Source organism: Euzebyella marina (genome assembly GCF_014855515.1).
GTDB classification, from domain to species: Bacteria; Bacteroidota; Bacteroidia; order Flavobacteriales; family Flavobacteriaceae; genus Euzebyella; species Euzebyella marina.
On sequence record NZ_JACYFK010000003.1, the window covers coordinates 183047 to 206178 of the forward strand.

At 39.9% G+C, this 23132-nt stretch carries 21 protein-coding genes; 15 read left to right on the plus strand and 6 right to left on the minus strand.

Annotation, left to right across the window (positions count from 1 at the left end):
- Positions 1-2: 2 nt before the first annotated feature.
- The 3 genes from IL356_RS13735 (at position 3) to IL356_RS13745 (ending at position 3211) form a co-directional block, all read left to right on the plus strand.
- Positions 3-2159: a PBP1 and LysM peptidoglycan-binding domain-containing protein gene (locus IL356_RS13735; protein ID WP_225621501.1), complete on the plus strand. Its 2157-nt coding sequence runs from the start codon at positions 3-5 to the stop codon at positions 2157-2159.
- 30 nt (positions 2160-2189) lie between these two features.
- On the plus strand, positions 2190-2594 hold the full coding sequence (locus tag IL356_RS13740; RefSeq protein ID WP_121848144.1) for an OsmC family protein: 405 nt from the start codon (positions 2190-2192) through the stop codon (positions 2592-2594).
- Between the two features lie 74 nt (positions 2595-2668).
- A complete protein-coding gene (locus IL356_RS13745; protein ID WP_121848145.1) occupies positions 2669-3211 on the plus strand; it encodes a DUF922 domain-containing protein in 543 nt (180 codons plus the stop codon).
- A gap of 40 nt (positions 3212-3251) precedes the next feature.
- Here the strand turns inward: IL356_RS13745 and IL356_RS13750 are convergent, their stop codons facing one another.
- The 4 genes from IL356_RS13750 to IL356_RS13765 form a co-directional block, all read right to left on the minus strand.
- Positions 3252-3782 (minus strand): hypothetical protein, encoded by a 531-nt coding sequence (locus IL356_RS13750; RefSeq protein WP_121848146.1) that lies wholly within the window; start codon positions 3780-3782, stop codon positions 3252-3254.
- Positions 3783-3875: 93 nt separating this feature from the next.
- Positions 3876-4571, minus strand: a complete 696-nt coding sequence (locus tag IL356_RS13755; RefSeq protein ID WP_121848147.1) for a hypothetical protein — start codon at positions 4569-4571, stop codon at positions 3876-3878.
- Between the two features lie 34 nt (positions 4572-4605).
- Positions 4606-4878 carry a hypothetical protein gene (locus IL356_RS13760; RefSeq protein ID WP_121848148.1) on the minus strand — a complete coding sequence of 91 codons (273 nt, stop codon included), beginning with the start codon at positions 4876-4878 and terminating at the stop codon, positions 4606-4608.
- An 11-nt stretch (positions 4879-4889) separates the two neighbouring features.
- Positions 4890-5579, minus strand: a complete 690-nt coding sequence (locus IL356_RS13765) for a hypothetical protein (protein ID WP_121848149.1) — start codon at positions 5577-5579, stop codon at positions 4890-4892.
- A 250-nt stretch (positions 5580-5829) separates the two neighbouring features.
- Here IL356_RS13765 and IL356_RS13770 point away from each other — a divergent pair, with 250 nt between their 5' ends.
- Both IL356_RS13770 and IL356_RS13775 read left to right on the plus strand, forming a co-directional pair.
- Positions 5830-7911: a tetratricopeptide repeat-containing sensor histidine kinase gene (locus IL356_RS13770; RefSeq protein WP_121848150.1), complete on the plus strand. Its 2082-nt coding sequence runs from the start codon at positions 5830-5832 to the stop codon at positions 7909-7911.
- Positions 7912-7914: 3 nt separating this feature from the next.
- Positions 7915-8661 (plus strand): LytR/AlgR family response regulator transcription factor, encoded by a 747-nt coding sequence (locus IL356_RS13775; protein ID WP_121848151.1) that lies wholly within the window; start codon positions 7915-7917, stop codon positions 8659-8661.
- A gap of 30 nt (positions 8662-8691) precedes the next feature.
- On the opposite strand, the gene IL356_RS13780 is transcribed toward IL356_RS13775, so the two are convergent.
- Positions 8692-9564 (minus strand): hydroxypyruvate isomerase family protein, encoded by an 873-nt coding sequence (locus tag IL356_RS13780; protein ID WP_121848152.1) that lies wholly within the window; start codon positions 9562-9564, stop codon positions 8692-8694.
- 49 nt (positions 9565-9613) lie between these two features.
- On the opposite strand from IL356_RS13780, the gene IL356_RS13785 reads away from it, so the two are divergent.
- The 3 genes from IL356_RS13785 to yidC all read left to right on the plus strand — a co-directional run bounded on the left by IL356_RS13785 (position 9614) and on the right by yidC (position 13494).
- On the plus strand, positions 9614-9856 hold the full coding sequence (locus tag IL356_RS13785) for a DUF3820 family protein (RefSeq protein WP_121848153.1): 243 nt from the start codon (positions 9614-9616) through the stop codon (positions 9854-9856).
- A gap of 49 nt (positions 9857-9905) precedes the next feature.
- Positions 9906-11543: a CTP synthase gene (locus IL356_RS13790; RefSeq protein ID WP_121848154.1), complete on the plus strand. Its 1638-nt coding sequence runs from the start codon at positions 9906-9908 to the stop codon at positions 11541-11543.
- A 94-nt stretch (positions 11544-11637) separates the two neighbouring features.
- Positions 11638-13494: a membrane protein insertase YidC gene (gene yidC / locus IL356_RS13795; RefSeq protein ID WP_121848155.1), complete on the plus strand. Its 1857-nt coding sequence runs from the start codon at positions 11638-11640 to the stop codon at positions 13492-13494.
- A 283-nt stretch (positions 13495-13777) separates the two neighbouring features.
- Here the strand turns inward: yidC and IL356_RS13800 are convergent, their stop codons facing one another.
- Positions 13778-15193 (minus strand): fasciclin domain-containing protein, encoded by a 1416-nt coding sequence (locus tag IL356_RS13800; RefSeq protein WP_121848156.1) that lies wholly within the window; start codon positions 15191-15193, stop codon positions 13778-13780.
- Positions 15194-15608: 415 nt separating this feature from the next.
- On the opposite strand from IL356_RS13800, the gene IL356_RS13805 reads away from it, so the two are divergent.
- The 7 genes from IL356_RS13805 (at position 15609) to IL356_RS13835 (ending at position 23019) form a co-directional block, all read left to right on the plus strand.
- Positions 15609-16025, plus strand: a complete 417-nt coding sequence (locus tag IL356_RS13805; protein WP_121850640.1) for a VOC family protein — start codon at positions 15609-15611, stop codon at positions 16023-16025.
- A gap of 131 nt (positions 16026-16156) precedes the next feature.
- Positions 16157-17614, plus strand: a complete 1458-nt coding sequence (locus tag IL356_RS13810; protein WP_121848157.1) for a serine hydrolase domain-containing protein — start codon at positions 16157-16159, stop codon at positions 17612-17614.
- A gap of 296 nt (positions 17615-17910) precedes the next feature.
- Positions 17911-18873, plus strand: coding sequence for an amidohydrolase family protein (locus IL356_RS13815; RefSeq protein WP_121848158.1), 963 nt, complete (start codon positions 17911-17913; stop codon positions 18871-18873).
- A gap of 351 nt (positions 18874-19224) precedes the next feature.
- Entirely contained in the window at positions 19225-19917 is a 693-nt protein-coding gene (locus tag IL356_RS13820; RefSeq protein ID WP_121848159.1) for a hypothetical protein, read from the plus strand.
- 339 nt (positions 19918-20256) lie between these two features.
- Positions 20257-20931, plus strand: a complete 675-nt coding sequence (locus IL356_RS13825; protein WP_121848160.1) for a hypothetical protein — start codon at positions 20257-20259, stop codon at positions 20929-20931.
- A gap of 102 nt (positions 20932-21033) precedes the next feature.
- The gene (locus IL356_RS13830; protein ID WP_121848161.1) at positions 21034-21525 is read left to right on the plus strand and encodes a YybH family protein; all 492 of its coding nucleotides are present in this window, start codon (positions 21034-21036) and stop codon (positions 21523-21525) included.
- A gap of 435 nt (positions 21526-21960) precedes the next feature.
- A complete protein-coding gene (locus tag IL356_RS13835) occupies positions 21961-23019 on the plus strand; it encodes a S1 family peptidase (protein ID WP_121848162.1) in 1059 nt (352 codons plus the stop codon).
- The last annotated feature ends 113 nt before the right edge of the window (positions 23020-23132 follow it).

Consider the following 23132-nt stretch of genomic DNA (forward strand, 5'->3'; position numbering starts at 1 on the left):
TTTTGAAAAAATTAGCACTGCTACTTTTCTTTTCAGTGTCGTTAACCGGGTGTAAGGCCCAGAAGTTTACGACCCACTCCGTACAAAAAGGGGAAACGTTGGAAAGTGTTGCTAAAAAATACAATGTTACCCAATACTCGATACTGCAACTGAATAAAGAGATCAAGCAGAATGATGCCCTACGGCCGAACACGATACTCGTTATTCCTAAAGGTGGGGCTACTACCTCTGCACCGACAACAACAGAAGGAAATGCGTCACGCGCAACCCAAGAAGAACCCATAAGTTTCACTTCACACAAGGTGCGGAAACGGGAAACCTTGTACGGAATAGCACGACGTTTCAACATCACTGAAGATGATATTAAAAAATATAATCCTGAGCTTTATTCCAGTCAGTTAGACAAGAGAATGACCCTTAAAATTCCTCAGTATAGAAGAACTGGTGGACAAGAAGGGATGAGCGAAGATGATTTTGAAACGTATACCGTTGCACCAAAAGAGACTCGTTGGAGCATCGCACACAAATACGGTATCACCATCGATAGTATGTTGGCGCTGAACCCTGATTTGTCTAAAGCGAACAACTATTTGGCTACAGGGCAAGAATTGAAGATGCCCAAGCTGCCCGGAAGCACGGTAGAGAATCAAGAGACACAATTGTATTTGTCTTATACGGTACCGCCAAAGATGAACTTTTTTCAGCTCAAACAGCGTTTTGGTGTTGAACCTGATGAAATAGTACGCCTAAACCCTGAAATAACCGAACGTGGGGGCTTGAAAGAGGGAATGGTCATTAGAATACCTCAAAAGAACCTAGACCCGGGCGAGGTCAATACCGAGAATTATAACTTTTATGAGGTAAAACCAAAACAGACCGAATTCTCGCTTACCCGTAAATTTGGTATTTCGTACAAAGACCTTTTAGAGCTCAATCCTGATTTGCAGAACGGACTGAAGGCCGGTATGGTCTTAAAAATTCCGAAAGAGCAGAAAGGTGATTTCGAAGTTCGCAATTCGTTGGTGCTAGATAAAATTAATCTTTTAGACAGTATCGATACGGCCAATAGACCCAAATTGTTGTTTCTTTTGCCATTTAGGTTGGATCGTCTTGACCTGTCCGATAGGGCCGAAGTGGCCAATACCATTGACAAAAGAAATAGTCTTAAGTATAGTCTCGGATTGTATTCAGGTGCTTTGGTGGCATTGGATTCAATTGCAGAGCTTGGGGTGTCGGTAGATGTCAAGACCTTTGACAACCAATTGAAGTTGGCTAGAACCAAAGAAATCCTTCAAAGGGAAAATATAGGTTCTTTAAGCGCTATCATTGGTCCGTTAGATTTGGCTTCCTTAAAAGAAACCGCTGTGAGGGCCAGTAGTAATCAAGTACCGGTGGTCGCTCCCATACCGGCAGAAAGCGATTTAAGTCTTTCAAATGTCTTTTATAGCTATACCTCTCCTGAGGTGCTTAGAGGTCGTATGTTGGATTATATGACCGAGAAGTACGAAAATCAGAACATAATCATCATTGCTGATTCTGCCAGTGCCAAGGTTAAGGACCAGATCTTGACAAAATTTCCTAGCGCGAAAATTACCAAGGTACTTGAAGAGGAAAAGAATATCGGAATCAACATCGAAAGCTTACGTCAGCTTTTGTCCGATGAAACGGATAACTGGGTGTTTTTAGAGACCGAGAATTTTAAGCTGGTGTCAAGTGTAACCTCCATTTTGAATTCTTTTCAAAATTCACTTCTTGATCCGAAAGACACTAAGAGAGATAGGGTAAACCTTACCATGTTTACGACCAACAAGAATTCGGCGTTTGAGAATGACGTGATTTCCAACACACATTTATCGAACATAAAATTCACCTACCCTTCAGTGTATAAGTCACCTGATAATAATTCGTTTTCAAAACGCTACGAAAAGAAATTCGGTAGTTTGCCAGATAGATATGCACAAAGGGGGTTTGATCTAACTTTTGACCTTTTACTGAAGTTGGCCTTTAAAAACAACTTGATGGAAGCGTCTAAGTTCGTTGGTGAGACTTCTTATTCAGGCAATAAGTTCAATTATGAAAGAGACGCTGCTTCTGGGTATTACAACCAGTCATCGTACATCATGACCATTGAAGATTTGAGTATTAAAGAGGCGGAATAATACCCATCGGGTCCAAAATTGGCAGTAATTATGACATCAAAGATTACTTATACAGGAGAGCTAAGAACTACATGTGAACATGTGAAATCAGGTAATACCTTCATTACCGACGCTCCAGTCGATAATAATGGGTTAGGGCAAGCTTTCTCGCCAACCGATACGGTCGCTACAGGGTTTGGCAGCTGTATGATTACGGTAATGGGTATAAAGGCGAAAGGTCTCGGGGTCGATTTAAAAGATTCGGTAGTAGAGATTACCAAACACATGGCCGCTGACCCAAGAAGAATTTCCAAAATTGAGGCAAAGCTCATTTTACCTTCCGATGTTTCCGAAAAGAACAGAAAGATTTTAGAGCATACGGCCAACACATGTCCAGTTCATTATAGTTTGCATCCTGATATTGAAAGGGTGGTTACTTATCACTGGGAACTTTAGTTTTCGGTTTGATTTTTGTGGATGCTTTTAATGACCGCCTAATTTTTATCTGAGGTGAGATTGATGATTGGGTTATGCGCATAAGTTTTTTTTTCATTGCTTTTTTAGTTCTTGCTTGTGGCAATTCTTTTGCACAGGAAGAAATAATCCCGTGGAGTGCTGACAGAAAGTTGAAATGGTCTGATTTTAGGGGCACGTACCTAAAAACGGAATGGGCGGTAGCAACAACGGCAAGCAGTATCAGTTACCGGTTTTCAACCCAAGAAAAGGAAGGTCAGTGGTATGTGAATTTTGAGGTGGGTTGCGAGTTTTATCCCGATAAATCATGGTATAAACCTGATCAAGTCGATTCAGTAGTGTTGAGCCATGAGCAATTGCATTTCGATATCTCAGAATTATATGCCAGAAAACTGCGCAAACGGTTATCTGAAACCCAGTTCACATCCAACATTAAAGAAGAGGTAAAGACTATTTATCAAAAATTGTTGAAGGAATTGTACGTCTTTCAAAATAAGTATGACCGTGAGACCAATTTTTCTAGGGACGGTAAACAGCAATTGATTTGGAATGATATGATTGCGAAGGCCCTGAAAGAAGAAGGGCAACCTTCTCAATAACTTAAGAAAATTGCCCTCAATTTTTAGGTAAGACCGGCAATTAAAACCTGAAAGTAGCTCCTAACGTCAGATAGGCCGCACCGTAGCCCACTTCGGCAAAACCTGCAACAGTATCATTGAAATACCATCGGCCCCCAACATAGGCACCAGCACCTGGGCGACTATCAAAATCTCTAAAGCTATCTCCATCTCCATTGTAAATACGGTAAGAAACCATAGCCCCACCATACACATCTAAATTGTCGATATCAAAGCCCGTATAGTGGTAAGCGCCCCTAAAACCGATAGTAGTGTACGACCAACTGTAATCATAAACTACTTCGTCATAACTGAACCTCTTGTAACCCAAGTAGCCACCAAGACTAATGACACCCGGTCCGGGCATCTCCCAAATACCTCTTTCGTAACTGACGCTAAATACGGGGCTTTGGGTAGAAGTGTCATACCCGTAGTAATAGCCCCCAAGGCCAACACCTACGTTTATGGCATTTGTTCCTACTTGAAATTCTTGGGCTTTGACGACCGATGCCATACCCAAGATGAAGGAAAAGAGTAAAATTGCTTTTTTCATTTTCTTAAAATGTTTAATAATTGATGTAATTAAGATGGTATAAAGATATGTTCATTATTTTACTGGAAGGAATCATATGCCATAGTTTTTATGTCATTCTTCTGCCCAAGAGATACTACCATCGAGGATTAGAACTTTCTGTGTTTCGGTATTCGCTACGGTTGTACTATCGAACACCATGGTTTTATTCTCAAAATCGATGTCATATTTTTCACCACAATCGATAAAGGTGCCCGATGGTACAGAACATGCAAATCTGTATTCTTTACCGTCAATAAAAATAATCATTGAAATATCCTTTAAAGCACCATCATTTGAAACGGTATCAAGGTCGTCACCCCCTATCAAAATAAATCCGTTATTTAGATTGGAGGGTTCCGGACCTTCTTCTGTAATAGGGGTATTTTCGTCTGTTAGAATGACGGATTTGATAGTACCCGTCAAATCTTCACGCCCTACATCGATATGACCAACAGTCAAGCTAGTGCCAACCTCTGAAGTCTCTTCCCCGGATAATTGAATAACTCCAAGTGCTGCACCGTCATAGTTATCATCGTTTTCTTGCTCTTCCGATTCTGTATTCTCACCTTCATTTTCACCTTCTCCAGAATTTTCATCGGTTTCCTCTTTTTCTTCCTCTTCTTCTTCTTCTTCTTCTTCTTCTTCAGAAATATCAGGTGTTTGTTCGGTGGGCTCTGGTTGTGGTTCTTCACCAGAGGTGGAATCACTATCGCAAGAGAAAATCAAACAAAGCAATGTTAATAAAAGTATTTTATAGATCTGGTTCATCAAATTGGGATTAAAATTGAACAATCAAGTTGATCTAATCATCATCACTACAATTGGCCCGTATGAATTCTAGATCTGCAATGTTTTCTTCCGTTAGAAATTCTCTACATTTTTTTAAAAGTTGATCGATATCTTTTTTGGTTTCTTCACAACTTTTGTCTCCTCGGTCATATTCCTCGTCCAATTCGATTAAAAGTTCGGCGCAGTCAATCGCATCAAAAGAATCTTTAAGGTCTTTGGCTTGCTCACAACTATAGTTGAAGAATGTATAAATGATGGCTAATCCGGTTATTAAGTGTTTTTTCATGCTGGTTGGTTTTAATTGTTTTGGTATTTAAGAGAAATATTGGTGAACTTTCCGTCAGTTATTTGGTAGTTATTATTGCTGTCTTCATCCGTACCGGTAAAACTGAACTCGCCCGATATGAGTTGGGTTTCAAAGTCAAAGGCAGTGATGTGCACCTCTATTTCTTGGGTGTCATCCAAAGCGATAGCTACTTCTGCATCATCCTCATTTTCTGAATTGGCATCTTCGATGTAAACGCCCCAGGCACCCTCGGCAGTTAGGTCGGTAATGGTTGAGTTCCATGATTTGCCTGCTTTTAGCTTATCAAAATCATCCCCAATCAAATAGATGTATATATATTTGGCATCGGCAAAACCTCCTGAAATATCAAAACCTCCAATGGCGAGATAGTAAAGCTGGTCTTGTCGGTCGAGTGAACCGAACCGGAAACCTTCCATTTCAGGGGTGTGAAAATCATTGCCATTTACTTTAGCGGTAATGACCCCCAAGTTTTCAGAATTAGAGTCGTTATCATCTGATGAATCATCGTTATCGGAATCATCATCTTGCAAATTTTCATCTTCATCTGAGGTGATTACTTCTTCACCAAATACCTCTTCGAGATGTTCTTCTACCTCGCTTTTCGAACAAGAGAGAATTAATAGTACTAGAAATACCCAAGTGAATTTTCCGGTAAAGCCGCTGAGAATGTGGTTGATCATAAGTCAGTGTGGTTGTTGGTGGGTTTGAAAGTACTTCTTAATTGGCGCTCTCACCACGCATATTTAGTGATTGGTAGGTATGGGCTGATAAGCGTTCTAAAATCTATATAACCGTAAAAACCAAGTTGGTCCTGTTGTAGTTCGCACTTAATGGTACCTAATTTGTAATTATCTCATACGAAATGAGGTCTACTGTTTAGGATATGACTAAATTTAAGCCCCCCGATTGAACAGATACATTCGTTTGCGTATGAAATTGAATTGGGTCTCCCTGTTTATATTCTTTTCTTTATCGGCATATTCCCAACAAAGGCAGATTGATTCTATCGAACAAGAGCTAACGCATCACGTAGCACATGACTCTCTCCGTTTAAACCTACTCTCAGAACTATCTTATTTATACTATTCAATTGATCCTGAAAAGGGAATCAAGTCGGCGGACGAGGCGATCGAGCTGGCCCGAACCTTGGTAGATTCCAATAAAATTGCCATTGCCTATGCCTATAAAGGCCATAATTATAGTGCTTTGGGCAAAGACTCTGCCGCCCTAAAAATGTATGACGCCGCTTCTGATATCAGAAGGTTGACCCATGATAAGGTCGGTATGGCCCGATTGATCTATAACAAGGGGTTGGTGTATTTTAACCAGTCCGATTACTTAAGGGCCAATGATGCCAACAAAGAGGCCTATGAAGTTTTTAAGGTCGAGAAGGATAGTTTTTTAATGGCCAAAATGCTCAACAGTATGGGCATCAACTATATGTACCTTTCACAATACCCACAATCCTTAAAGGCGTATATGGATGCGAAGGTCATTTACGAAGATTTGAGCCTGCAAGACAATTTAGAATACGCTAACATACATGCCAATATCGGGCTGTTGTACGCTCATCTTAATAAACCGGAACTCTCCCATCAGTTTCAAAAATTGGCTTTACAGCATTTCAAGAAGCTTGGTTTTAAAGAGGGGGAGGCCAATTCTTTGACCAATTTGGGGCGCTTGTCCACTGAAAAGGGAAATACCGAAGTGGCCATTGACCTATACCATCAGGCCTACGACATCATGAAGCTCATACACAACGAGCGGGGTATGGCCAGTGCCTTGACGAATATCGGTATTGCCCACGTAGAAGAGGGACGGTACCAGGCCGCCATTCCTTTTTTTAAGCAAACCCAGGTAATTTATGAGAATCTGTCCAATGCTAATAACCTCGCCATAGTTCATGATAATTTGGGGGAATGTTACCTGAATCTCTTTGAACAATCCGATAAGATGGCAGACCTCGATGCCTCACTGCTTCATTATCGGAAATCGCTCGACAATGCCAAAACGGCCAATAGCGTTCGATTGCAGTACGTGGCCAATGAAGGTATCGCAGAGGCTCTCAGCAAAAAAGGTGATTATAAAAATGCCTTTGACTACAAATCCAGTTCGGTGGTATTGCGTGATAGTTTTTTATCTACCGATAAGCGGGAAGAAATAGCAAAATTAGAGGCCAAATATGAGTACGAGGGCGAAAAGGCGCTATTGAAGGCAGATTTTGATAAAAAGCAGGCCATTGTAAAAGCCGATTTAGATAAACAGCAATTTATCAGTCTCATGATTCTTTTAGGGGCGCTCTTTTTCTTATTGGCCACGGGGGTCGGTTTTGTTCTGTACAAAAAAAGGAGGGATGCACTAGCGGCCAAAAAAGTGGCCGATTTTAAGGCCGAGGTGGCAGAAACCGAACTTAAGGCGTTGCGTTCACAGATGAATCCGCATTTTATTTTCAACTCGTTAAATTCGATAAGGGATTATATGCATAAGAACGATATGAAGGCGGCCGAGGGCTATTTGATGAAGTTCGCCAAACTGACCCGATCCATTCTAGAAAATTCTGAGAAGAACTGGATTACGCTCGAAGAAGATCTTGAGTTGATGAAAATATACATTGAGATAGAATCGATGCGCCTCAGAAGTCCGATAGCATCAAAAATAGAAATTGATGGGGATGTCGACCCCGAAAATACATTGGTGCCGCCTATGATTTTACAGCCCTTTATCGAAAACAGTATTTGGCATGGGGTTTCCCAAAAGGAAGGTATGGGTGAGCTGGTCATAAAAGTGCGTACGGATGGGGAGTTTCTGATTTGTGAGGTCGATGACAATGGTATAGGCAGACAAAAATCAATAGAGATGAAAACGACCAAGAAATCGATGGGACTTAAGATTACCCAAAGCAGGCTGGAAATTCTTAATAGGTTGAAGGATAAGAAGGGGAGTTTTCAAGTTCATGATAAAGAGGTAGGCACTTCGGTCGAAGTAAAACTGCCCTTAGAATTACAATTTTAAGATATGCTCAAAGCAATTATAGTAGATGATGAGAAGCATTGTCAAGATGCGCTGATTCAACTTTTAGAAAATTACAGTGCTACTATCGAGTTGGTAAAAACGGTGGAATCAGTGGAGGCTGCCCAAAAGGCCATCAATGATTATGAGCCTGATGTGGTCTTTCTTGATGTGCATTTGCGAAACGAAACCGGTTTTGACCTGCTGAGGCAATTGCCCTTCATCGACTTTTATATTGTCTTTACCACGGCATTTGAAGAGTATGCCGTCAATGCATTCAAATATTCGGCATTCGATTATCTTTTAAAGCCGATCGATTCAATTGAGTTCAATGAGACGATGGGCCGGTTGTTGGAGAAAAAGAACCAAGAGAACAATTCAAAAAGGCTTGAGGTCTTGTTTCATAATTTCGAAAGCAATTTGGGCGGAATGAAAAAAATTGCCATCCCTACCTTAAAAGATTATACGTTTTTAAAAATTCCGGAAATTATCCGCTGTGAGTCCGATGGTAATTACACGCAGATTTTTTCCGTGAACGGTAAAAGGCTTACCGCCACGAGAACTTTAAAGTATTTCGAAGGTTTTTTAGACAGCATGCAGTTCTTCCGAATTCACAAATCACATTTCGTGAACCTATCGCATGTTGAAAAATATATCAAGGGTAAGGGCGGTTATGTCGTGATGTCTGACGGTACCACTCTAGAGGTGGCTGTTAGAAGAAAAGAGGAGTTTCTACAGCGTTTTAGCAATTAGAAACTCCCCTTAAAAAAAATCCTTATTCTATTAAATGTCGCAAATAGTCACCCCTTCTTTAAGGGCGGCTATTTTATCGTCCCAAGTGGGAATGAATTCTTGTGCCACGTAACCTTTGAATCCGGTGTCTAAAATGGCCTTCATAATGGCAGGGTAGAACAATTCTTGGGTGTCGTTGATCTCATGGCGACCAGGGTTACCACCTGTATGGTAGTGCCCAAAATACTGATGATAGTCTTGAATGTTTCTTATGATATCGCCTTCCATAATCTGCATGTGATAGATATCGTACAACAGCTTGAAATTGTCGGAACCTATCTGTTTGCACAGTTCAACGCCCCATGCACTTGTATCGCACATGTAATCGGCATGGTCTACTTTAGAGTTCAGTAATTCCATTTGCAGCACCACATTGTGCTTTTCGGCCAATGACATGATTTTTTTAAGACCGTCGGCGCAGTTTTTCAATCCTTCATCATCCGGCATTCCGTTACGGTTACCGCTAAAACAGATGAGGTTGGTATAGCCCGCTTCGGCAACTAGGGGAATGACCCTTTCGTAATCGGCGATTAGTTCGGTATGAAGTTTAGGGTTGTTCCATCCTTCTAAAATACCTTTACCGGCACCCCAACACATAGAGGCGTGAATATTGTATTTTCTCATGATGGGCCAATCTTCAGGTCCGGTCAGGTCCATGGCAGTAATTCCGAGTTCGTTCAGACTTTTTAGAAAGTCCTCCATAGGAATTTTATCATAGCACCATCTGCATACACTATGGTTGATATTTCCTTTCAATTTAGTAGTTTCCTCTTCGTCTTTTACCGACATTGCATTGGTATTCTTGCAGGCCATGATGCCCACAGAGGCGGCAGCGGAAGCACTGATAAATTGTCTACGTTTCATAATTTTTGGTCTTAAAGGGTACTAAAGATATATTTTTTAGCTTTAAAAAATGGAAATATCACCGGATAAACAGAAACTGGTAGAACTGGCGCATTATAGAATGCCTTTTGGCAAGTTCAAGGGGCGGTATTTGGTCGACCTTCCTGAACCTTACTTGGTCTGGTTCAGGAAACAAGGCTTTCCCGATGGTAAATTGGGTGTGCTTCTCAAATCGATGATGGAGATTAAAGAGAACGGCCTCGAACCTTTGATACGCAAGATTCAAAAAGAATTTCCTCCCCTTAAACTGTGATTTCTTAGGGCAATTTGTATCTTTGTGCCCCGTAACAAAGAAGACCAATATGTCGCAGACAAAGTATATTTTCGTTACGGGAGGTGTTACTTCTTCTCTAGGAAAGGGTATTATAGCCGCATCACTCGCTAAGTTGCTTCAAGCACGCGGATACAAAACCACCATTCAAAAATTAGATCCTTACATCAACGTTGATCCGGGTACGCTCAACCCTTATGAGCACGGTGAATGTTATGTAACCGATGATGGGGCCGAAACCGACCTTGATTTGGGTCACTACGAGCGCTTTTTGAACGTAAAGACGTCACAGGCCAATAATGTTACGACGGGCCGAATCTATCAAAGCGTAATCGATAAAGAGCGAAGGGGCGAGTTTTTGGGAAAGACCGTACAGGTCGTACCCCACATTACCAATGAGATCAAAGAGCGTATTCAGCTTTTGGGCAACAGCGGTGAATACGATATTGTTATCACCGAGATTGGCGGTACTATCGGTGATATTGAGTCTTTACCTTATATAGAGGCAGTTCGACAGTTACTTTGGGAACTTGGCGAGAACAATGCCATTGTTATCCATTTGACGTTGGTGCCTTATTTGGCTGCTGCGGGCGAACTGAAGACCAAGCCGACACAACACTCCGTCAAAGCTTTGATGGAAAGCGGTATCAAGGCCGATATTTTGGTCTGTAGAACCGAGCATCAAATTTCGGACGAGATCAAAGATAAATTGGCGCTTTTCTGTAATGTGAAAAGAGAGGCCGTTATTCAATCCATCGATGCTTCTACTATTTATGACGTTCCTGTTTTAATGCAAGAAGAAGGTTTGGATAAGGTGGTGCTACAAAAATTGGCATTGCCGAATATTACCGAACCCAACCTGAACCAGTGGAGCCAATTCTTGGAAAGGCATAAAAACCCGAAGCACGAGGTCTCCATCGGTTTGATCGGTAAGTATGTTGAACTGCAAGATTCTTATAAATCGATACTCGAATCGTTCATTCATGCAGGGGCCGCCAACGAGGTCAAAGTGAACATCAGGTCCATTCATTCGGAACACCTTCCCGATAACAACCTTGAAAAGAAAATGAAAGGTTTGGACGGTATTTTGGTCGCTCCCGGTTTTGGTGAGCGCGGTATCGAAGGAAAAATAAATGCGGTGCGCTATGCCCGTGAAAACGGAATACCATTTTTAGGTATCTGTTTAGGTATGCAAATGGCCGTAATCGAATATGCCCGAAATGTGGTCGGTCTGACCGATGCTAATTCTACCGAGATGAACGGTAATTCTGAAAATCCGGTCATTAACCTGATGGAAGAGCAGAAAAATATCACCGATAAGGGCGGTACCATGCGCTTGGGTGCTTGGGGTTGCGAGTTAGAAGACGGTAGTTTGGTCAAAGATGTGTATGAGGGGGTAGATGAAATTTCCGAACGCCATCGCCATCGCTACGAGTTCAACAACGAGTACAAAGAAACCCTTGATAAGGCCGGTCTAAAAGCTTCGGGAATCAACAAAGAGACCAACTTGGTAGAAATTGTTGAATTACCGGGCCACCCATGGTTTATCGGTGTTCAGTACCATCCTGAATACAAAAGTACGGTAGCCAATCCGCACCCGTTGTTCGTGGGCTTCGTAAAAGCTGCCTTGGCCTATAAAAAGAAACAAACTAATGCCAGTATGGCATAAACTTGCCGTTTGGGCGTATATTTGCGGTTCGTCAATTACTAACCAAGACATTTTTATAAGCCTTACGACCAGAGGCTTTTGTAATTAGATTTCAATGGAAGAAAAAAAACTAGACATCAAGTCCATTATTGGGTTTGTACTGATTTTTGGGATTCTCATCTTTATGTTTTACCAAAACAGACCGACTCCTGAAGAACTTGAGGCCCAAAAGGCGGAACAAGAACAATTAGCCAAAGAGGCCAACGAAAATGAGGGTTTGCAAGACAACTCGACCAACACCCCACCGCTGAACCTTCAAGATTCGACCGCCGTCGCCAATTATAAAAGCAATGTAGGCGCTTTCGGGTTTACCCAACCCAGTGAAAAGACCACCAAATTGGAAAACAAATTGGTGTCTTTAGAGATCAGCAATAAAGGCGGGCAAATCGTTGAGGCGCGTATGAAGCAGTTTCATACTTACGACTCTATTCCTGTTTATCTGATCAAAGATGGCAATGCCTCTTTCGGGCTGAACTTTACCACTTCCGATAACAGGGTTCTTAACACCAAAGATTTATACTTTGAACCTTCGGTAAGTACAAGTGGCGGAAACCAAGTGCTTTCGATGAAGGCAAAGGCCGGCCCCAGCTCGTTTTTAGAGTACCGTTATGAGATGAAAGAAGATGACTATATGGTCGATTTTACCATTAGGTCACAAGGTCTGAACGGCATCATCAACGGTAGCAGCCCTGTTAACTTGCAATGGGATTTGAAGAGTATTCGCCTTGATCAAAGTGTGGAATATGAAAACAGGTACACCGAAATTACCTATAACTATGAAGACGATAAAATCGATTACCTATCGGTAGGTGGTGATGATGAAGAGACCGAGGCCGATGTTAAATGGGTTTCGTACAAGCAACATTTCTTTAGCTCGATCTTGGCTACAAGACAAGGCAATTTTAAAACGGCCGATTTCACTTCTAAGAACCTGGTGGAAGAAGAAAGCAAAGAGACCAAATTTACCAAAGCGTTCAGTACCGAAATTCCGTTGGATTTGGTAGGAGGGGAGCTTGCCCATAACCTACATTGGTACTATGGGCCGACCGACATTAAGGTGTTGGAACAGTACGAAGAGTTGGGTCTTGATGATTCCATTTCTTTCGGATGGGGTATTTTCGGCTGGTTGAACCGTTACGTGTTCACCCCTTTCTACACCTTCTTAAGTTCGTTCTTGCCTTTCGGTATCGCTATTATTGTAATGACCATTTTGGTTCGTGTGGCCATGTCACCGGCCACGTACAAATCGTACTTGTCGCAGGCCAAAATGAAGGTCTTAAGACCGGAGATCAACGAACTGAACGAAAAGTATAAGGACAATGCGATGAAGAAACAGCAAGAAACCATGAAATTATATGGTAAGGCTGGGGTTAGCCCCATGAGCGGTTGTGTACCTGCTTTGTTGCAAATGCCTATTTTCTATGCTTTGTTCATGTTCTTCCCGACTTCGTTCGCTTTAAGGCAGAAGTCGTTCTTGTGGGCAGACGACCTTTCTTCGTACGATACGATTGCAGAGTTGCCGTTCAATATTCCATTCTATGGGGATCACATTAGTTTGTTCCCGATTTTGGCATCGGTAGCTATCTTTTTCTATATGACGATGACCACCGGTCAGAACATGCCTCAACAGCCTGGTATGCCGAACATGAAATTTATCATGTACCTAATGCCGGTAATGATGCTTTTCTTCTTTAACAACTACGCCAGTGGCTTGAGTTTGTACTATTTTGTCTCTAACTTGATTACTATCGGTATCATGTTGGTGATCAAGAACTTTATTTTAGATAACGATAAGATCCACGCGCAGATACAGGAGAATAAAAAGAAACCTAAGAAAGAGAATAGGTTCCAGAAGAAAATGCGTCAAATGATGGAAGAAGCCGAACGCCAACAAAAATCTGGCAAGCGCTAAAAATCATCCTTTACATAAATAGATAAAATGCAAAAACCCTGACCGGATAGGTCAGGGTTTTTTAGCATTAGTTAGGCTGGTTTGGTAAGATTTGGGACTGTGAAGATGCAACTAAATTAACGATGCAAAAAAAGAGAGTTGTCAAGGGTCTGATTTTGTATGCTAACTACAGATTATTGTGTGTCTTAAGTTTTTAGACTACAATCAATGTCATAGCTCGGTGAAGTATCGCGCATAAAAAAAGCCACCCGTTGGGTGGCCTTTCTATCTATCATAATAGGTATTAATTTTCAGTATCGGGAATCAAAACTGTATCAACTGCGTGGATCACACCATTAATGGCCTGAACATCGGCTTTTACAATCGCAATGCCCATGTTACCGGCACCATCGGTGATGGTAAAGCTTTCATCGGCCTCAGTAAAGGTTACCGAATCGCCTTCTAAGGTCGCAGGGGAAACCAATCCGTCGCTCAAATCACCCGAAACGATATTGGCTTCGGCAATCACGTGGTGGTTCAAGACCGCTGTCAAGGTCTCGCCCGAAGGTACTTCTTCCAAAGCGGCAAAAGCACTGTTAATAGGTGCAAATACGGTGAAAGGCGCATTGTCGGTGGTAGAACTTAATACCGAAACAAAATCAGGCTGCCCTTCGGCAGTTAAGGCACCAACCAAGCTAGAGAAGTTCTCACTATCGGCCACTGCGAAAGTAACCACGGTCGGTAAGTCGATTACGGTATCTACCGCATGAATGATTCCGTTGGTGGTGACCACATCACTAACCACTACCATACTTTGTCCGTTCAATTGAACTCCATCGTCTACGTTTACGTAAATGCTCAAATTATCACCATCTTCATTGGTAGCCGCTGTATTGGCATACATATTTATTAGGTCGGCAGCTGCCAAAGAGGTGCCGGCAATTACGTGGTTCGCTAAAATGGTATTCAATTCGTTTCCGTTAGGGTTTTCAAAATCGGTAAAGGCCTCATTTACAGGAGCAAAAACGGTAAACATCTGTTCACCATCGCTTAAAAGGTCGGTAAACGTAGTATTACCGTCCATGGTGAGGGCACCGACTACTTCTGAAAAATTGGCGTTGTACAAAGCATGGTCAACAAGGTTCGGTAGGCCGATTACCTGGTCAACGATATGCACGACCCCATTGGAGGCATCAACATCTGCCGTGGTCACGGTAGAACCGTTAATCATAACTCCGTCTGCCGTATCAACAAAAAGGCTCAGGTTCATTTCGTTCACACCTGCGGTAGAAAGTGAGCTGACATAGGTGGTAGAAAGGTCGCCGGACATTAAATCGCCTGAAACCACATGGTTCAATAAAACCTGTTCCAACACATCATCGGGTACATCGTCTAACGAAGTAAAGTTATTGTCTGCCAAAAATGCTTCAAAAGCAGCATTTGTTGGGGCGAAAACGGTAAAAGGACCGTCGCCCTGTAAAGTTTCTACCAATTCGGCCTCGGTCAGGGCCTCTACCAAAATACTCAAATCGGCGGTAGCCACCGCTAAATCTACAACTGTTGATTGTTGTTGTTCTTCTTCCTCTTCTTCCTCTTCCTCCATTTCTTCTTCCATGTCAGGATCTGGAATCGTGACCCCGTTGTCATCGTCACTACATGATACAGCGAAGAAGAGCATGAGCACCATGGGAACCAGTAATTTAATGTTGTTAAGTTTCATAATTCATGGATTAATAGTTAATAATTTTCTTAGAAGCAATTTTTGGGCGTGTTGTACACCGTTGAAAGCTGCAGCAATTTAGAACCATGAATTAGTTTTGTTTAACTTATTTGATAAATAGTTTAACACTTTTAAATCAAAAGAAGGGCAAAAAGCAATTTTAACTTTTGGTAAAAGAAAGAAGGTCATGGCTTGACGGTAAGATTTTACCTATATTTAGGCTTTGATCATTTTGATTAAATCTCTCCCCCAACATATCCAATAGATGATAATATCATTTCTATAGTCAGTTCTTGATATACATTTTACTATGACGAGGATTTATGTAGTGTTCGATTTAAATAGAAAAGGTTTTTTGGGGATTTGAATGTACAAATGCTTAGTAGGCAAGTTAAAAGCACTAAAATCCAGTTATATGAAGACAAAGATGATTTGGGCCAATTTGGGAGTAGATGATGTCGAGAGAACCCAGAATTTTTATCGACAATTAGGGTTTGAGTTAAATGGGCGCCCCACTAAGGAATCAGTTAGCTTTCTGTTTGGAGACAACAACTTTGTCATTCACTTTTTCAGAAAGGAGAAATTGCAGGAAAGCTTAGAAGGAGCATTGTGTAATCTAGCTAAAGGAAACGAAGTCATGTTTTCTCTGGCCGCGGAAACCAAAAACGAATATGACAAGTGGGTTGAACTAATCAAAAAGGCAGGTGGAAAAATCTTTTTTGACTCCAATAATGACCGAAAAGAGTTTTATGATGAGAATGGTTTTTTCGTTTGTGTTTTTGCCGACCCAGACGGCCACAAGTTCAATCTGCTGTACAATGACAACAAGTAAGTCTGTACGTAGGTCATATACATACGGTCATTATGATAGAAAGTGAATAATTAAGGGTAGTTCGTAAAGCTAAGTAGCTTTTAAATCCTGTGTTTCAAATTGGCAACCCCCTTCGCCGCAACATTTATAAAATGAAAAATAGCTATGTAGTAGTATTTCTCTTAATCATCATCGGTGCTTGTAAGCCTTCCGAAGCAGTGGTCAAAAAAAGTGAGGTTGATCAAGAGCTCATAAATTTTCTGTTTCGTAACTACACAGGTGAAAAACCAAGTGCCAGTTTTGTAGTCATAAAAGATGGGGAAATGTTGGCTTGTCAAAGTTTCGGATACGCCCATCTGGAAAATAAGACTATTGCCAATTGCGAAACCAATTATAGACTTGCCTCGGTAACCAAGCAGTTCACCGCCATGGGTGTTCTAATTTTAATCGATCAAGGCAAGCTGAACTATGAGACCAAACTTACAGAGGTAATTCCTGAATTTCCTGAGTATGGTCAAGAGATTACCATAAAAAATTTACTCACGCATCGCTCGGGATTACAAGATTACGCCAAACTCTATCCAGAAGATTCAGAAAAGCAACTGGTCGATAAAGAAGTGCTCAATTTACTTATGGCGCAAGACAGTCTTTTGTTCCCTGCGAATACCCAATTTAGATATAGCAATTCTGGGTATGCTGTTTTGGCCATGATCATTGAAAGGGTTTCAGGCAAAACCTTTAAAGAGTTTATGACCGAAGCGATTTTTGAAAAGTTAGGCATGACCAACAGCACCGTATACCTGAGCGATTCGCAAATCAAGAACCGGGCGTATGGCTATAAAGTGAAGGAAAATAATTTTGAGAAGAAAGACCAAAATATTTGGTCTGCCATTCAGGGGGATGGAGGAATTTACTCCTCGGTAAGTGATTACGCCAAATGGGATAAGGCTTTGTATACCGAAACCCTAATCAGAGAAGACTTACTACAAGATGCCTTTTCAAATTGGGACGAAAATGGTACAACTGATGGAAAAGGCTATGGTTTTGGTTGGCAAATAGAAGAAATAAAAGGAATAAAATACTTGGCTCATGGGGGTAGTACCATCGGTTTTCTGAACACTACCATGAGAATACCTTCGGAACGACTTACCGTTGCCATTTTTACCAATAATGGAAATTTAGGTGGACTCCAACGAAAAGCGCTGTTTTTGGCGAGCCATTTCTCTAACGGTAGACTACCTATGCCTGCCGAGATAGTACTTAGAAGAGAAGTGGAAGAGCATGGAATAGAAAATGTGGCCACCAAACTGAAAGAAATAAAGGTCAATAGCAATGACTACGATATTTCTGAAGATGGGCTTGTTGGCTTAGGCTTCAGCTATTTTAATAGTGAGCCTGAGAAGGCAAAAATGATATTTGAAACGATTACCGTTGAATACCCAGATTTCTTTGGTGGGTATTATGGTTTAGGTCAATACTACGCTTACAAGGCTGAAGATAAAAATGAGTTGGCCATAGAGTACTATAAAAAGGTTGTAGACATGAACCCTGTAGGTAGAGAACGATTGATGAATCATGCAAAAAATATGATCAAGAAGTTAAGTGAATAGAACCCCAAACGCCCCTTTTAAGTCGACCCACAGATTCCAGAACGTTAGTTGCTATTTCAAATTACGTGTAAATTAAGTCCAACGGCTACCAATAAGATTTTACCTATATTTAGGCTTAGATCATTTTGATTAAATCTCTCCCCCATCATATCGAATAGGCTAGAACATGATTGTATCTTTCTTGTTTTGATATACAAAACACCAAAATTCTAGATTTTTAGAATAGTAATATACAGATATATAGATATAATGAAGTTAAAGATATCTATGTGTTGTGAGCAATAAAACCCAACCATATGAAAATTAAAATCTTTACATTATTTGTTTTCTGTTTTGCTATTCATAGTTGCAAAAATGAAACGCAGAATGCTGCAAGTGAAACAGAAATAGTAATTGAACTTTATACGGGACCTATTATAGATATGCATATTCATGCTTATAATGAACAAATAGGCGGAATGATGTTCGGAATGGACCACCCTAATCCACTAAAAAATGAGACTTACAAGGGAGTTAAGACACCTGAAGAACAAAAAGCAGAAACCTTCAAGAAATTTGAAAAGCACAATATAGTTCTCGCTTTAACTTCGGATGGACAAATATGGTTTGAGGACGCACCAGACAAAATTCTTATCAGTGGTAGAAATATGCCTTTGGACAGTTTAAGGAAAATGGCTGAAAATGGAAATCTTTCCGCGATTGGAGAACTTAATCCATTCTATGGCGGAATAACAGCAGATGATGATAGTCAAAAACCTTTTTTTGATTTAGCAGAGGAACAAAATCTTCCTGTTGGATTTCACATTATGCCTGGTGGACCACCTGGAGGAATTTATTATATGGGAAAGGACAGAGTTAGGGTAAGAAATGCCAACCCAAAACAACTCGAAGAAGTACTTGTGAGTCATCCCAAACTAAAAGTATACGTAATGCACGGTGGCTGGCCTTATTTGGATGATATGAAAGCTATGTTATATGCCCATCCTCAATTGTATTTAGACATTGCCGCAATAGATTGGATATTACCAAAAGAAGAGCTTCGCAACTTCCTGAAAGGATTAGTAGATTCTGGGTTTGGTAATAGAATAATGTTTGGAACCGACCAAATGGTTTGGCCAGAGACAATTGATATTGCAGTGGATGCGGTAAATTCAGCTGATTTTCTGACTTTAGAGCAAAAAGAAGATATTTTCTTCGATAATGCTGCGGAATTTTTGAATTTATCGGAAGAAAAAATAAAAGAATTAAAATCAAGATAAATATTGCTCACAACAACGGTAACCTTTGCACAGCCCCTTGATCACCCCATTAATACCCCCCACCACAGTTACCCTAAAACGTAGGTTGCTGGTAAAACCTCATCTTTAAGTAAAAGTAGATAAGTAAACGTGCTTAACCGTAAGATTTTAGCTATATTTAGAATTTAATCTTCAAGATTAAAACTCTTTCCCCTCTAGTAAAATCAAGTATTTTATTAACAAAGTGGCATTCTTTGAACGGCCATACACGCAAGTTCCCCTTCATACATACCGAATTTTAAACAAGCAAGTAGGGCGTCCTTCCTGTCTGTTTTTTGATAGTCATACATAATAACCACAAAATCGGATAAGATGATAGAGACCATTCCAACTAAAAAAGCCGATCATTACTTTTTTTCGGTGATGGCCGTGTATTATTTAGGCACAGCTTTCATAGGTTTTGGATACTCTTCAACCAAAATTATTTCCAATGGTGGAGAGATTCCTGTACGGGCCATCATTCATGGAACGCTAGGGGCTGCCTGGTATTTCCTTTTTTTCTTTCAGGTCTTATTGATCATGCTTCATAAGAAAAGGTTACATATGAAGTTGGGCAACATCTCGGTTCCGTTGATTATTTTGATTTTTATAACGGGTATCTACGTGGTGTTGCTGCGCAAACCGCTTTCCTTTGAACCTGCCCCATATGCCTTTATGGGTAGCGAATTGGCACTAATGCTGATGGGAATAATCTATGTAGCTCTCGGTTATAAATACCGCTACAACGCACATTACCATAAACGCTATTACTTAATGAGTATCATTATTTTAAGTGGTGCAGGCATTCTTCGATTTTATAGTTTTCTAGGGTTAGAAATGTTCAATGCGCTAGTAGTTATTTATTTAATTCCCTTTTCGTTACTATTTCTGTATGACCTAATGGCGTATCGAAGAGTTTTTAAAGCGAGCTGGATAGGGCTTCTTATTTATATACTATTTCAGTTTGTTCTAGGAATTCCTTTTCAAATATTAGCAGATTTCCTTCGACCATTGGTCAATTCATAAGTTTAGAAAATCTTTTGGGGAGACAATCTACACCACATTTTAACCACGCTCGCAATTATAGCATAAAGTAAGTATCATGGGTTGCCCTTTTATCACCATTCTTAGATTTTTTGAAATGTAAGTAGCTGTTAACCATTATATTATATACCTTTACTCTCAAAGGTTAAAATTTCTCCCCCGGCATATCAATCCCTCAAGTACGATTGCATCAAGCTCAGCATGATAAACAGATTATTGAAACTTTATATTTCTTAAATATTGTAGTTCAATTATTTAGGTGTTTGGTTTTTTCAGATATCTAAGTATTGACGTGCGTATGAATAACCAATAACATTAAAAATGGAATATCAAACTAGAGCTGAAATTCGGTATGGGGGCATTCTACTGATTCTAGGTGCCTTAACTACTATAATGTGCATATTACTTGAAGTAAATGCGGGTTGGGCTTCACTAATCGTAGAGATAAAAAGAACAGATTATGAAGCAGGAAAATTTCTATTCAAGAATTGGAATGAAATGAGTTCAATTTGGAATTGGGCTTTATTCGGAAATGTTTTTCTGGCAATTGCATCCATACTTCTTATAAAGGATACTAAAAAAATTGGGTGGTTTCCATCAAGTTTCTTTTGGTCCATATATCTTATAGGTAGCGCATTGCTAATAGTCTCATTCGCCATCAGCCTTGGAAGCTATTTTAATGCCCTGAAGGTGATCGATGACCAACCTTATTTGTTCGAAACTATACGCGGAACGCCTCTATATCTATTTAATGTGGGAGCTTTATTTCAGTTGAGCGTATGCATCATCTATTTTCAACAAGGTTTTAGCAAACAGGGTATTGTATCACGTGGGTTGGCCATTATCATGTTAGTTATATTGATAAGCTCTTTAGTTTTAGCAGTTCTCGGAATTACATCAGTTGTGATATTTGCCATCGCATGTTTCTTGGTCCCTTTGTCTTTAGGCATATTTTATACTAAACTTTCATTGGATAGATCGGAAATCGGATCCTAACAATAACGAATTCCCTTGTATAATACGATTTCAAGGCAATGCCCATGGAGACTTGCGAATAGCCAAAACCGCTGTGAACATTAAGAAACAAAAAGTAGAAAAATGAAAAGAACCCTTCTCTTACTCTCGGTAATTTTAATTATTATGATTTCTTGTGATCAAGACAATAAAATTGCTAACCGTTCTAGCGACTTGGAGGTAATCAAAAAATTAATTGATGATTCTGATAAGGGCTGGGAAACAAAAAATTTAGAAGTGGTGCTTCAGGGATATTCGGAAGATATAGATTGGACGAATGCATTCGGAGATAGAAGGCATGGCAAAGAAGAACTTCGTGGTCTTTTGGATACCATCTTTGGTCTTGATTTTGTTATGGCAGGTAAAAACAACTATCAGAAACCTGATATCACATTTCCTAGTAAAGAAATTGCCCTAGCACGTTCAATAAATGTAAGAACCGGACAAAAATGGCCTGATGGAAGTCCAATGGATGATAGAATAATAAATCATTTAAGAGTTTATAAATTAATCGATGGTAATTGGGTTTGTATCAATCATATGATAAGCCAAGCACACAATAAGTTAAGAGACTAAAAAAAACCTTTGAACATAAGTAGTCGTTTCATACACCCTAGTCAGTTCCAAAATTGAAGATTGTTAGCCCCCTATGGGGCTTTTTTAGTAAGATTATTTTAGAAATTACATCAAGCCCAAAACCCAAAACACCCTGTTTTAAGCTCGACTCAGTTACCCTAAAACGTCTGTTGTTGGTAACCTTTCATTTTAATTAACTGTAATAGAATTTAGGTGTCTACCAATAAGATTTTAGCTATATTTAGGTTTTAATCTTTTTGATTAAAACTCTCCCCCAAAACATATCAAATGAGCAAGTGTATGATGGTATGCTGCTTAATTTGATGTACGAAACATCAAAATTTTAGATTTATTAAATAGTAATATACAGATACATAGGTATTGTGAAGTTCAAGATATCTAGATGTTGGCAATAATTACAAATGCTACTTCAATATGACTGGAAAATACGTCCAAGAATGGGATTTGAAAGAAAACATCAGTACGGCAGGAATGTCGATTGTTGGACACATTAAAGAAGTAATAAAAGAGCAAATTCCAGAATACTCCGAGTTTTTTCCATTTAAGATTGGATACACAAGCAATTCTTTTGGAGACAACGATTTTTTTTGTCTTCAAATAAAAGATACTAGTGGTCAAATTCCTGTTTGCGGAGAACTAAAAGAGCAACGTATCATAGAATTGGCAAAAAAAGTTTACTTACAAAATCCTTTTCCTACATTCGGCCAATCTTTCGAAATACTTAAAAATGAAGGATATGCATTTGATTTGTTCACATACGTCGGAGAGAAAAATGAAACAAAACTTTGTTGGCCACATATCACAGAAAATATTATTGACTGGTTAAATAATATAGTTGTCCCTAAGGTTTTGGAGATGAACACTAAGCGGGTCAAAGATGCAATACCTACCCCGCCAACTTATGATACCACAACCATTTTAGACAATATATATGTAATAGAAAGTGAGAGTGGGATGCTTCAAGGAACAGCCTTTCACTTAAAAGGAGTGGGAATTATAACTTGTGATCACTGCATTAGGGATGAAAGTACAGGCAAATTATTAGAAGATTTGAAGTTATTTAGGGGCAAGGACTTTGTAAATAAGTTTGACCCTATAGTTGAAAGATATAACTCTACAATTGACGTAGCAATTCTGAAGGCTGATAAAAGATTTTTAAGTGAAGGGTTAGAAATTGGCTCAACCGATAACTTAAAACAGATGGAGCATATTGCTGTGGCAGGCTTTCCAAATTATAACATAGGTGATAATGGAATATTTTGTCCCGGCCTTATTGTGGGTTTTAGGACATACTCCAGTATAAGGCATGTTTTGGTTAATACACCACTAATTTCTGGCAATAGTGGAGGTCCTGCAATTAATGGAGAAAATAAAGTTATTGGAATAGCTGTTACGGGAGCGGAAAAAATGTCTCAAGCAAATCAGACTGAAAAGCATGGACTAATTCCCGTTGATGTAATTGGACTATTATAAAATAACTATTGCCAACAATACCTATAGCAAATAGGGCATAAAGTTCTAAATTTAATGGCTTTGGCGTGCTTGCCAAGTCCGCCAAATCTTTTGGATTTGGCTTTTAATATGAA